Genomic DNA, 14,203 nt, shown 5'->3' with positions numbered 1-14,203 from the left:
TGAATCCCGTCCAGGGCTACCGGCGAGGCGACGCTGTATGCAAGACACGGTGAAGACGCTCGAGATTCGGTTCAATGAGGCTCTGGTAGAGCGCTTCGCTCGCGCGAGCGGCGATACGAATCCGCTGCACCTGTCGGCGTCGTATGCCCGCAGGACGCCGTACGGAGCGCGCATCGCGCACGGGGTGCTGTGCGCGCTCGCCGCGCTGGGCTGCTCCTCCGAGCGGAGCGGGCGTCGCCTCGGCCGGCTGGAGCTGCGCTTCGTGAACCCCGTCTTCCTGGATCGATCGTACGAGGTCGTCATCGAGGACGACTCGCCCGAAGCGCTCACCTTGTCGATCGTCGACGGCAGGAGGCAGCTCCTCGGCCTCGCGGCGCGATTCAGCGCAGGGGAGCGGGCGCAGCCGCCCGGGGACGCGGAGCCGGTCGGGTGGCGCGCGGGGCCGGCAGAGCTCGGGATCGATGCGATCCACCAGGGGCAGGCGCTGGACGGCGCGTACGCGCCACGGTGGGCGGAGCTCTTGGCGCTCTGGGAGCAGCTTCGCCTCGGCGAGCGGGGCGTGGACGCGCAGCAGGCCGCGGCGCTCGCCTGGACCAGCTACCTAATCGGCATGGAGTTGCCAGGCCGACGCTCCTTGTTCTCCCGGCTCGAGGCCGAGCTCGAGACGTCCGCTGTCACCGGCGATGCGGCTTTGCGCTACCGCGCCGAGGTCAAGTCCGTCGAGCCGCAGTTCGGCCTCGTCCAGCTGCGTGCCGCCGTCTCGACGAGCGCCGGGGTCATGGCCCGGATGAGCCTGAGCGCCTTCGTGCGCCCCGAGGCGCCGCCCGTGTCGGTCGCGGCGATGGCCCGCCTGCTCCCCGACTCCCGGGCGCTCACGGGCAAGGTGGCGCTGGTGATCGGCGGCAGCCGAGGCCTCGGTGCGGCGCTGGTTCACGCGCTCTCGCGCCAGGGGTGCACGGTGTACTTCGGCTATCTGCAGAGCCGCAACGAGGCTGAGGCGGTCGCGGCCTCGCTCGGCGGTGAGTCTGCCGGCGTTCGTCCGATCCAGGGCGACGGTGGAGACCCGGCGTGGTGTCACCGGACGCGCGCCGAGATCCTCGAACGTCACGGCCGCCTCGACTTCCTGATCTGCAGCGCTTGCTTGCCGATTCAGCCGCTCTGGCTCGAGCCCGGGCCGGGCGCTCGGGTCGCCGGGTACGTCGAGCAGAGCCTCGCCCTGGTGGAAGCACCGCTGTCGTGCTTCCTCGCGCTCGTGGGCCGACACGGCGGCTGGGCGGTGGTGCTGTCGTCGGCGGCGGTGCGGAGCCCGCTCGCCGAGTGGCCACATTACGTGAGCGCCAAGTGCGCTGTCGAGGGGCTCACCCGGACCGCCGCGCTCCAGTACCCTGATGTCGGCTTCCTCGTCGCGCGCCCGCCGCGGCTGCGGACCGATCTCACCCAGACCACGCTGGCCAGGGAGGAGCCGCTGGAGCCCGAGGTGGTGGCGGCGAGCATCGTGCGGCGTCTCTTCGGCGAGCGCCCCCGCGGCGAGATGGTCGTCCTGGAGGAGTTCGCTCCGGCCGGCGCGCCGGCCGCAGCAGCGCCCGTCGACGTCGAGGGCCGGGGCGAGGCCGAGGCGTCGGGGCGAGGCCGCCCTCCTCCTTCTCCTGGCCGCGCGCGGACGCTGGCGATCGCTGCGACCTTCACCGCAGAGCCGCTGCGGCAAAGCCTCGAGTTCTGGAGCGAGGAGCTCGGCCTCGAGCTCGCCGTGCAGTTCGGCCCCTACAACCAGCTCTTCCAGGAGCTGCTCGCTCCATCGAGCCTGTTCCACGGCAACGCGGGCGGCGTCAACCTCGCGCTGATCCGCGTCGAGGACTGGCTCCGGTACGGCGATCACGAGGACGAGGGCGCTCGCCGCGCGCTCGATCGCCCGCTCGCGGAGCTCGAGGAGAAGCTCGGGCAGACGGTCGAGGAGCTGATCGCTGCGCTCCGGGATCACACGTCGCGGGGCGCGCCGCCGCTGCTCGTCCTCCTCTGCCCCCCGTCGCCCGCGCTGCTGATCCGCGACGGCCACGCCGCCCTCCTGCGCGAGATGGAGGCTTTGCTGGAGCGCGGCGTCCAGGGCATCGCCGGTGTCCACCTCGTCCGCGCGTCGAGCTACGCCCACGCCTATCCGCTCGCCAACTACCACGACGAGACGCGGGACGAGATGGGGCATATCCCCTATACTCCCCGCTATTTCAGCGTGCTCGGCACCCTCGTCGCCCGCATGCTGCACAGCCTCGTCGCGCCCCCGTCCAAGGTGCTCGTGCTCGACTGCGACAACACCCTGTGGAAGGGCGTTTGCGGCGAAGATGGCCCGGGCGGCGTCGAGATCGGCCCGGCGTTCCGCGCGCTGCAGGAGGCGGCGATCCAGCAGCAGTCGCAGGGCATGCTGCTCTGCCTCTGCAGCAAGAACGTCGAAGAGGACGTCATCAAGGTCTTCGCCGAGCGGCGCGACATGCCGCTCACGCTCGATCACATCACGGCGCACCGGATCAACTGGCAGCCCAAGTCCGAGAACCTGCGGTCTCTCGCCAGGGAGCTCAACCTCGGGCTCGACAGCTTCGTCTTCATCGACGACAACCCGGTCGAGGTCGCGGAGGTCGAGGCTGCGTGCCCGGAGGTGCTCGCCCTTTGCCTTCCGAAGGACCCGGCCAGGATCCCGGCCTTCCTGGAGCACGTCTGGGCGTTCGATCGGCTCCTCGTGACGGAAGAGGACCGGACGCGGACGCTCCTCTACCGGCAGAACAGGGCGCGGCAGGCGCTCGAGCGGTCGTCGAGCAGCTTCCACGAGTTCATCGAGCGGCTCAACCTGGATGTCCGTATCGCCGAGGTGGGTCCGGCCGAGCTGCCGCGGGCCGCGCAGCTGACCCAACGAACCAATCAGTTCAATTTCTCGACGATCCGCCGGTCGGAGGCGGAGCTCCGAGCTCTGCTCGAGGCGGGCACGCACCGGTGCTGGGTCACGCACGTCAGCGACCGGTTCGGGGAGCACGGGCTCGTCGGGGTGACGATCGCGCACCGTGAGGCCGATCGGCTCGTCGTCGATACCTTCCTGCTGAGCTGCCGTGTCCTCGGCCGCGGCGTGGAGCACGCCATGCTCGCCCACCTCGGCGGGCTCGCCCAGGCCGAGGGATTGCCGCTGGTCGACGCGATCTACCTCGCCACGGCCAAGAACCAGCCTGCCCTGGGCTTCCTCGAGGCTGTCGGCGCGGCCTGCAGGTACACCGAGGGGGAACGTGTCGTGTTCCGACTGCCCTCCTCGTATGCCGCCTCGATCGTCTTCGCGCCGCGGGCCGCGGACGACGGCCGCGTCGCCGACCACGACGAGGGCGGCACCCGGGAGAAGGCCAGCAAGGCGCCGGCAGGAGCGGTCCCGCGAGCGCGGCTCGCGCGTATCGCTAGCGAGCTCAGCGAGGCTCAGGCCATCCACGACCGGATCCGCGCTCGGGCGACGCGCTCCGCGGTCGAGGCCGATCAGGAAGCCGGCGCCGAGCGCGCCGGGGCGGCGGACGCCGCTCCCGCGGCTCCGGTGACGCCGCCCGAGGCGGGTACGCCGGCCGATGAGGACGCGCTCTTGCGCGCGGCCGTCGCGCTGCTCGTGGACGTGTTCGCGCGGCACCTCGCGCTGCCGCGTCGTCGCCTGACCCCCGACGCGCCGTTCGACTCCCTCGGGCTGACGTCCTTCGCCATCATCGAGATCACGGTGAGCCTCGAGGAGGAGCTCGGCGCCGTGCCGAAGACCTTGCTCTTCGAGCACAAGACCCTGGGCAGCCTCGCTCGCTACCTCCTGGCCGAGCACCGGGCCGAGCTCGAGCGCAAGCTGGGGCGCGCGTCGCCCCGGGCCGTCCCGGCAGAGCTTCCGGCGCCCGCTCGCCCGGTCGGGCCGCGGGCGGAGCCCGCCGCGCGCGTCGCGCCGAGCCTCGCGCTCCCGCGCCGCCCGCGCGACATCGCCGTCGTGGGGATCGCCGGCCGGTACCCCGGCGCCCGCAGCCCGCAGGAGCTCTGGGAGAACCTCCGCGACGGCAAGAGCTGTGTCTCCGAGATCCCCCGGGACCGCTGGGATCATCGCCGCCACTACGACCCGAGCGGGCAGCGGCGCGACAAGAGCTACACGAAATGGGGAGGGTTCGTCGAAGGCGTCGATCGTTTCGACTCTCTCTTCTTCAGCATCTCCCCGAGAGACGCGGAGCTCATGGATCCGCAACAGCGGATCTTCCTGGAGGTCGCGTACGAGGCCGTCGAGGACGCGGGCTACACGCGCTCGACCCTCGGGCGCGACGTCGGCGTCTACGTGGGCGTGATGGCCAACAACTACCAGCTCTTCAGCGCCGCGGCGGCGCTCACCGGCCAGAGCCCCCATGCCTACGCCGAGAACTACCAGGTCGCCAACCGCGTCTCGTACTTCTTCGACCTCAACGGGCCGAGCCTCTCCGTCGACACCGCCTGTTCTGCCTCGGGGGTGGCCCTCCACCTCGCCTGCGAGGCGATCCGGACGGGGGCCTGCAGCGCGGCGATCGCCGGCGGCGTCAACCTCATCCTGCACCCCTACCGCCATGTCCAGTATTCGCAGATGAACATGCTGTCGCGCGACGCCCTGTGTCGCGCGTTCGGGCAGGACGCGCAGGGCTTCGTCATGGGAGAGGGCGCAGGGGCCGCGCTCCTCAAGCCGCTGGAGCAGGCCGAGCGCGACGGCGACACCATCCATGCCGTCATCAAGGGGAGCTGGGTCAACTCCGGCGGCAGGACCAGCGCGTTCACCGTACCCAGCCCGGGCGCCCAGGCCGCGCTGGTGCGCAAGGCGCTCGAGATGGCAGCCATCGATCCTCGCTCGGTGAGCTACATCGAGGCCCATGGGACCGGGACGCCGCTCGGAGATCCGATCGAGATCCGCGGGCTCACGACCGCATTCCGGGCCAGCACCGGAGACAAGCAGTTCTGCGCTGTCGGAAGCCTGAAGCCGAACATCGGGCACCTGGAGCCGGCGGCTGCCATCGCGGGCCTGACAAAGATCCTGGCTCAGCTCCGGCACGGCCAGATCGCCCCCTCGCTGAACGCCGGGTCGCTGAACCCGTACATCGATTTCGAGGGTTCTCCTTTCTATGTGCAGCGAGCGCTGGGCGAGTGGAAGCGGCCCCGGGTCGCGGAGGGCGAGGCGACCGTGGAGGCGCCGCGCAGGGCGGGGCTCAGCTCGTTCGGCGCCGGAGGGGTCAACGCCCACCTGGTGCTGGAGGAGTACCGCGGCCAGGACACGCCCGCAGAGGCGTCTGGCGCGGGCCCCGAGCTGATCGTCCTCTCCGCCCGGAACAAGGAGCGTCTGCGGGCCTACGTGGAGCGGCTCCACAGCTTCCTCGGGCGGGATCGCGAGGCCGGCCCTTCGCTGTCGCCGGCGCTCGGCGATATCGCCTATACGCTCCAGATCGGGCGCGAGGCGATGGACGAACGCATCGCGGTCATCGCGCAGGACAAGGGAGATCTGCGCGACAAGCTGCGCCGGGTGCTCGAGGGCGAGCTCGATGTCGCGGACGTGTTCACGGGCAATACGAAGGCGACCGGCGGGCTCTCGGACCTGCTCGCCGAGGGGGAGGAGGCGCTCGGGTTTCTTCGCGCGCTGGTGAAGGGCGGCCACCTGGTCAAGCTCGCCAGGTTCTGGGTGCAAGGGGTCGAGCTCCCCTGGGCGCCGCTGCATGCGGGGCGCGCACGGAGGAGGGTATCGCTGCCGACCTACCCCTTCGCGGAGATCCGCCACTGGCTCCCCGAGGCCACGCAGGTCGTCGAGACGTCCGCGGCGGCCGAGGTCAGCGACGCTCGCCAGCACGCGCACCCGCTCCTCGATCGGACGGTCACGATGCTCGGGGACGTGCGCTTCGCGAAGCGGCTCGACGGCGCGAGCTTCTACTTGCGCGACCACGTCGTCGGGCGCCGGAAGATCCTGCCCGGCGTCGTGTACCTGGAGATGGCGCGGGCGGCTGCGGCGGCGGCGCGTCCCGGGGTCGCCGTCCGCGCGATCCGGAGCGCCGTCTGGACGCGGCCGATCGCGGTCGAGGAAGCGCCGATCGAGGTCGTCATCACGCTGCGTCCGGCCGGGGGCGGGGTGGACGCGGTCGTCACGACGAGCCCGGCCGGCGCTCCGGAGGTCGTGCACGCGCAGATGCGGCTGGCCTACGAGGATCAGGCGACCCTCGTGCGCTCCGCGCCGGAGGACGTGGCCGCGATCCGGGCGCGATGCGATCGGCTCATGCGCCGCGAGGAGATCTACGAGCGCCTCGCCTCTCAGGCCTTCCATTACGGACCTGCATTCCAGGTGATCCAGGAGCACCTGAGCGGGCAGGGCGAGGCCCTGTCGCGCCTCGCCATGACAGCGGACGTCGAGGGGAACGCCGACGCCTTTGGCCTCCACCCCTCGCTCCTGGACGGCGCCCTTCAGACCGCCATCGCCAGCCTGGACTCCGGCGCGACGTACCTGCCGTTCACGCTCGGAGAGCTCGCCCTCTTCAGCGCGCCCGGGAGGCAGTGCTACGTCCACGTCCGTTTCGACCGCGTGGACGACCAGATGGTCGTCTGCCATCTCCGGCTCCTCGACGAGGCGGGCCAGATCGCGGTCGAGCTGAGGGAGCTGACGCTGCGCGTCCAGCGTTCGAGGGCGCCCGTCTCCGAGCCGGTCGTCCACACCTACCAGCCGCGCTGGGACCGCGCGGCGCTGCCCGCGGCGGAGCGCGTCCCGCAGGGGACGACGCTGCTCGTGCTCGACAGCGACGACGCGTGCTTCACGGCCTTCGGGCGCGCTCTGCTGGAAGAGCGGTCGATCGACCCGAGCCGCTCGTTCCTTGCGCTGCCCGGCACCTCCTTTGCGGCGGAGTCCGACCGCCGATACCGCGTCCGCCCGGACGTGGAGCGCGATTACGTCGAGCTGCTGGAAGCCATCGGCGCCAGGGGCCCTCTGGTGGTGCTGCACGGCTGGGGGAGGCGGTCGCCCGTCCCGAGCGACGGTTCCGGCGCGATCGAGGCCGAGATCGCGCGGGCCGTGGAGATGCGTCTCTCCTCGGTCGCTCAGCTCGTCCGGGCACTCCTGCGCTCCGGGCGCGCGGAGGATGTGCAGGTCCTGTCCTTGTGCGGCGATGCGCAGGAGGACCCGTTCGGCGCCGCGGTCGCCGGCTTCGCGCGGGCGATGTCGCACGAGACGACCCGCATCCGGTTCAAGACCCTCCACCTCGCCGGAGCGGCCCCGCCCGGACCGGCGACCCTGCTCCGGGAGATCGACCGAGAGCGGCTCGTCGAGGTGCGTTACGACGGCGAGGAGCGCTGGGTGCGCCGGGTCGTCCCGGCGCCGCCGCAGAGGCCGCGAGGGAGTGACGTGGCGCTCAGGCGTCACGGCGTCTACCTCATCACGGGCGGCGCGGGGGGCCTCGGGCTGATCTTCGCGAGGCACCTCGCTGCGCGGGTCGCGGCAACCGTGGTCCTGACAGGGCGCTCGGAGCTCGGGGAGGCGCAGCGGGGAGCGATCGGCGAGATCGAGGCGCTCGGCGCAAGATGCGTCTACCTGCAGGGCGATGTCACCCGCACGGCGGACATGGAGCGGGTCGTCGCGCAGGTCCGGGCGCAGCTCGGAGGGCTGCACGGCGTGATTCACGCCGCCGGTGTCGTCGAGGACGCGACCCTCATCCACAAATCGATGGCGTCGTTCGAGCGCGTGCTCGCCCCCAAGGTCCTCGGCACCTGGGTGCTCGACCAGGTCACCGCGGGCGAGCCGCTCGATTTCTTCCTGCTGTGCTCGTCGACAGCCTCGCTCCTGGGCAGCGCCGGGCAGGCCGACTACGCCGCCGCCAACCGCTTCCTCGACGCCTTCGCGGAGCGGCGCGCGGCGCTCGTCGAAGGCGGCCGGCGCAACGGCAGGACGCTCTCGGTGAACTGGCCCTACTGGGCCGAGGGGGGGATGCGCGTGGGGCGCGAGCTCGTCGAGCTCACCGCGAAGACCACGGGGATGCAGCCGCTGCCGACCGCCGCGGGGCTCCTGGCCTTCGAGGACGCCCTGTGCGCGGGCGTGCCTCAGGTCGCCGTGATGACCGGGGATCCGCGGGCGTTCGAGCGCGCGCTGGACGCCGGACACGCCGAGCGGGGCGATGCGCCGCCGCCGGCCGCGCCAAGGCCCCCGCGGGCGGCCGGGAGGCCGGGCCTGGAGACCCAGGAGCTCTCCGCCAGACTGAGCGCCTTCGTGGTGGCGAAGGCCTCCGCGCTGCTCAAGGTCCGAGCGGAGGACTTCGATATCGAAGACGACATGAGCGACTACGGCTTCGACTCGATCGCGCTGACCGAGCTGGCGAACGCCATCAATGGGACGTTCGAGCTCTCTTTGACGCCGGTCGTCTTCTTCGAGAACCCCAGCATCGGCGGCCTGGTCCGGTCGCTGCTCTCCAGGCACCGTGACGCCTTCGCGGCGCGCTTCGAGCGCGACAGGGACGCGGCGGCCGAGGGCGATCCGGCAGCTCCTGCGACCGAGGGCGGCCCGGCCCGGCCCGCGCCGCACCGCGTGGAGCCCGGGGACGTCGGGGAGACCGGGAGCGCGCCGAGCGGCCCTCCGCGCGCCCCTGTCGCTGCGACGGACGCTTCTGTCGGGCCGGAGGCTCGACCGGCGGCGCCGGCGCCGCCGCCGGTGCCAGCGGCCATCGACAGGCCCGCCGCAGCCCCAGCCCCCTCCGCCCTGGAGCCGATCGCCATCGTCGGCGTCGCGGGCCGCTTCCCTGGGGCAGCGACCCTCGAGCGTTTCTGGGAGCACCTCGTGTCGGGTCGGGATCTCGTCCGGGAGATGCCGGCAGAGCGGCGGAGCCGGCATGGCTTTCGCGAAGAGGCCGGCGCGGCGCCCGGCACACGGGGCGGGTTCATCGACGACGTGGACGCGTTCGACGCCCTGTTCTTCAAGATATCTCCCCGGGAAGCGAGCCTGATGGATCCGCAGCAGCGGCTCTTCCTGGAGGTCGCCTGGCACGCCATCGAGGACGCCGGTTATGCGCCCAGCTCCCTGGCCGGCTCACGGACGGGCGTGTTCGTGGGGGTTACCCTGCACGACTACCTCGAGCTCATCCTGCGAAGCGGCGCCGAGGTCGTCCCCCACACCTCGACCGGCAACGTGCACAGCGTCGTCCCGAACAGGCTGTCCTACCTGCTCGACCTCCACGGGCCGAGCGAGCCGATCGACACCGCCTGTTCCAGCGCGCTCGTCGCGGTCCATCGCGCCGTGAGCGCCATCCGGAGCGGCGACTGCGACATGGCGATCGTCGGCGGGGTCAACGTCCTGCTCTCTCCGACGATGTTCGCCTCCTTCGACAAGGCGGGCATGCTGGCGGCAGACGGGCGCTGCAAGACGTTCGATCGCAGCGCCGATGGGTACGTGCGCGGCGAGGGCGCCGGCGCGATCATCGTGAAGCCGCTGCGCAAGGCGCTCGAAGACGGCGATTTCGTCTACTCGGTGATCAAGGGATCCGCCGTCAACCATGGCGGTCGAGCGAACTCGCTGACCGCGCCGAACCCGAGAGCCCAGGCGGACCTGCTCGTGACGGCCTATGAGCGCGCGGGCGTCCCGCCGGAGACGGTCTCGTACATCGAGGCGCACGGGACCGGGACGGCGCTCGGCGATCCGATCGAGATCGAGGCGCTGAAGCAGGGGTTCTCCCGGCTGTTCGAGCAGCGGGGAGCGCGCCCGGCGCCAGGAGGCACCTGCGGGCTGGGCACGGTCAAGACCAACATCGGCCACCTCGAGTCCGCGGCGGGGATGGCAGGCCTCATCAAGGTGCTGCTGGCGATGAAGCACCGGATCCTGCCGCCGACGCTCCACTTCCAGGCCCTCAACCCGTACATCGATCTGAGCGGCAGCCCGTTCTATATCGTCACCGAGGCACAGCCGTGGGAGCCCACGGTGGACAGCGACGGCGCTCCTGCTCCGCGGAGGGCAGGGATCAGCTCCTTCGGTTTCGGCGGAGCCAACGCGCACGTGATCCTCGAAGAGCACGTGACGCCGCTGCCCGCCAGGGCGGAGGACACGCCCGAGATCGTCGTGCTGTCGGCCAGGGACGAGGAGCGATTGCGGGAGTACGCAGGTGCGCTCAGGGATTTCCTGGGCTCCGGGCGAGGCGGACACGCGGGGGCGCCACCGACGCTGTCCGAGGTGGCGCATGTGCTGCAGGTCGGCAGGGACGCCATGGAAGCGAGGCTCTCGTTCGTGGCGCGATCCTGCGCAGAGGCGAGCGCGCTGCTGGGCGCCTACCTGGACGGGGCCGCCCCGGAGGCGGTGGTGACCGGGCGCGCGGCCGACCGCCGCGCAGGAGCGCTCTCCTTCGGGCAGGACGACGACGACCAGGCCTACCTGGCCGTCCTGATCGAGGGCGGAAGGCTCGCGAAGCTGGCGGCGCTCTGGGCGAGGGGCGCAGAGGTCGACTGGACTGCGCTCCATCGCGGCAAGCCCAGGAGACGGGTCCCGATCCCGACGTATCCGTTCGCCCGCCAGCGGCACTGGTTCGCTGCGGAGGTGTCGCCGCCGCTGCCGGAGCCGACCGTTCGCGCGACGTCGGCCGAGCCCACCGACGCTGCGCGCGCGCCGGTCCCGCGCGCGAAGCTGCCGGCCCCTTCGACGGGCGGGGCCCCCTCCACGGGCGTAGACCGCGTCCTCATCGAGAAGCGCTGGAGCCCCGCGCCGCTGGCGCTGCCGTCGCCGGGCGCCGCGCCTCAGACCTGGCTTCTGGTCCTCGGTACCGAGGGCGCGATCGAGGTCCTCAAGGAGCTCGGATCCCAGCCCCACGTCCGGTGGATCGTGATCAGGGGGCACAGCGCCCTGCCGAAGATCACGAGATGGGAATACGAGATCGATCTCGACGATCCCACCGACGGGGCCCGCCGGATCTCCGAGATCCTCGCCGAGCACGCGCCCATCGACGGGCTGCTCGATCTCGCCGATATCCATGCGGAGCCGAAGGAGGCTCCGTCCGGGGACGGGGCCCGTATCGCGATCCTGCAGGGCCTGCTCCGGCACGACAGCCGCGCCCGGCTGCGGATCCTTCACGTCACCCGCGGGCTCGTGCCCTTCGAGAACGATCGACCCACCCTGGCGGGCGCCCGCATGGCTGGCCTCGTCCGGATGCTGGGCGCCGAGCACACGCGAGCCCGTGCGGCGACGATCGACGTGGACCTCGGGCTCGAGGCCGCCGAGGCGTTGCTCGACATCGCGATCCGCGAGGCCTCGACCGACGCGGCGGTGGGTGAGATCTGCTATCGGAGAGGGACACGCCATCTCCCGCGGCTCCACGAGATCCCTGCCGGGGCCGCGGCGCCGAGCCGGCTCGGCGCGAACACGCTCGGGCCCTTCCGCGTGGACGCCGAGCGCGTCTACGTGATCACGGGCGGCACCGGAGGGCTGGGCTTCGAGGCCGCAAAGGCGCTCGTCCACAAGGGGGCTCGCCGGCTCGCGCTGCTCGGCGCGACGCCGCTGCCCGAGCGCGAGCGCTGGCCCGGGCTCCTCGCGTCGCCGGACGTCGAGCCCGCGCTCGTGCAGCGGGTGCGCCGCGTGAGCGAGCTCGAGGCGCTCGGGGCGGAGGTGGCGCTGTTTCAGGGCGCCCTTGTCGAGCGAGAGCGCCTCGCAGGCTTCCTCGACGTGCTCCGGCGGCGCCTGGGGCCCATCGCGGGCGTCCTCCACTGCGCAGGCGTGGTCTCCCACCGCACGCCGTCGTTCGTCGATAAGGACATCGCGTCCATGCGGCGTGTCTGGGAGCCCAAGATCGAAGGGCTCATGGTGCTGCACGATCTCGTGCGCCACGACGAGCCGGAGTTCTTCGTCCTGTACGGGTCCGTGTCGGCGCTCGTCCCGGCGCTCGGCGTGGGGTTGAGCGATTACGCGAGCGCAAACGCATTCCTCGACGCGTTCGCCGCCTACCACGAGCGGCGCGGGCGGACGCGCTACCTCGCGGTGGACTGGCCGAGCTGGCGGGACACGGGGATGGGCGCGGTGAACCACCCGAGGTACACGGGGCTGGGCTTCACCGCGCACGGGACGGAGGACGGCCTCGCGCTGCTCGAGGCGGCGCTTCACCACCGCGGCGCGACGAGCGTGTTCGCCGGCGTGATCGACCGGAGCCGGTTCGATCCCGGCCGCCTGCTGCTCGTCAGGCCCGACGGCGCGCCCGCGAGGGAGGTCACGGCGAAGTCGGCCGCGGCGACGCCGGCCGGGGGCCCGGGCGAGCACGCCGCGACCAGGGCCCTCTTGCTGGCGCTCTTCTCGCGCGAGCTGATGATCGACGAGGCGTCCATCCGCGGAGAGGTCAACTTCGGCGACTATGGCGTCGACTCGATCGTCATCGCGGGCCTCGTGACGAAGATGGAGGTCTTGACGGGCGAAGCCGTCGAGCCGTCCGTCATCCTCGAGAACCCCACGCTGGATTCCTTGAGCCGCTTTCTCGGTGAGACCTACGGTGACGGGATCAGGGCCTATCTCGCTCGCCAGGGCACATCATTGACCAACGGCGTCGCGAGCGCTCCGCGCGGCGCGTCCGGAGCCGGCGCCCCGGGAGAGCCGCCGGCGGCCCCGCCGCGCTCGAGCCTCTCGAACGGCGCGGCGCATCCCCACGGCCCGGAGGCCTCGCAGGGCGCTGGAGAGACGGCGGCTCGCGGGGCGGGGGCCGGTCGCCAAGCGACGGCGGCGAGCCTCGACGTGCGCGCGATCGCCGTCGTCGGCGTCGCTTGTCGCTTCCCCGGCGCCGAGGGCAAGGAGGCGTTCTGGGACAACCTGCGCCTCGGCCGGTCCAGCATCACCGAGGTGCCGCGCGCGCGGTGGGATGCGGAGGCGCTCTACCGGCCTGCCTACGAGCAGGGCAAGAGCATCAGCAAATGGGGCGGCTTCGTCGAGGGAATCGAGCTCTTCGATCCGGTCCACTTCGAGATCCCGGCCGAGGACGCCAGAGAGATCGACCCGCTGACCCGCGTATTCCTGGAGTGCAGCGAGCAGGCGCTGCGCGACGCCGGCCACGAGCGCGCGGATCTCTGGGGCAGGAGGGTGGGGGTCTTCGTCGGATCCGGGACGAGCAACTACGCCTCTCGAATCCAGGAACCCACGAGGAGCACCGCCGCGAGCGTCAATCAAAACTTCATCGCGGCGCATGTCGCGCATTTCTTCAACCTCCGGGGGCCGAACCTGGTCGTCGACACGGCGTGCTCCTCCTCGCTGACCAGCGTCCATCTGGCCTGCCAGAGCCTGCTCTCGGGGGAGTGCGAGGCGGCGCTCGCGGGGGGCGTCGATCTCCTCCTCGACGAGATCCCGTACCTCAAGCTGAGCGCGGCCAAGGCGCTCTCCCCGGACGGCAGGTGCCGTACCTTCGACGTCAAGGCCAACGGCTTCGTACCCGGAGAGGGCGCCGGCGCGGTCCTCCTCAAGCCGCTGGCGCGCGCCCTGGCCGACGGCGATCGCATCTACGCGATCCTGGAGGCGACCGCGGTCAACAACGATGGCCACACCATGGGATTGACGACCCCCAACATGCAGGCGCAGGAGCTCGTCGTGCAGGAGGCCCTGGACAAGGCGGGCGTCGAGGCGAAGACGGTCTCCTACATCGAGGCCCATGGGACAGCGACCATGATCGGCGATCCCATCGAGCTGAAGGGGCTGACGAGCGTCTTCCGACGCAGCACGGACGAGGTGCAGTTCTGCGCCGTCGGCAGCGTGAAGACGAACATCGGTCACCTGCTGCTCGCCTCGGGGATCGCAGGGCTCATCAAGACCGTTCTGTCGCTGTCGCACCGGAGCATCCCTCCGACCCGACATTGCGACGAGCCGAATCCGAGGTTCTCGTTCAAGACATCCCCGTTCTTCCCGAGCACGGAGCTGCGCCCCTGGGCGCCGCGGCACGGGGTGCGGCGCGCCGGCGTCAGCGCGTTCGGCTTCGGCGGCACCAACGCCCATGTCCTGCTCCGGGATTTCGAGCCCGCCGAGGCGTCGGGCTACGAGGCCCGGCGCCGCCCGCTCCCGCCGGTGCCCTATCGCAAGGTGCGGTGCTGGATCGACAACCCCGCGCGGGTCGAGACCCGACGCGAGCCGCCGGCGCGCCCGGACGGCGAGGTCAAGCGCGGTCTGCTCGTGCTGGAGAGCGCATGAGCGTGATGACATCGCGAAGGCCGGAGTCCCGCGGGACAGCGCAGCTCATCGAGG

The 14,203-nt window shown here is 71.7% G+C and carries 1 protein-coding gene; it reads left to right on the top strand.

Features of this window, described 5'->3' with window-relative positions; genetic code table 11:
• Nucleotides 1–37 precede the first annotated feature (37 nt).
• A complete protein-coding gene (locus tag WMF28_RS20500; RefSeq protein ID WP_437603948.1) occupies nucleotides 38–14,149 on the top strand; it encodes an SDR family NAD(P)-dependent oxidoreductase in 14,112 nt (4,703 codons plus the stop codon).
• Nucleotides 14,150–14,203: the final 54 nt, after the last annotated feature.

The organism is Sorangium sp. So ce590, assembly GCF_051521365.1.
Lineage (GTDB): Bacteria > Myxococcota_A > Polyangia > Polyangiales > Polyangiaceae > Sorangium.
Note: the sequence above shows the minus strand (reverse complement) of the source record. Positions and strands in the feature narration are given on the sequence as shown.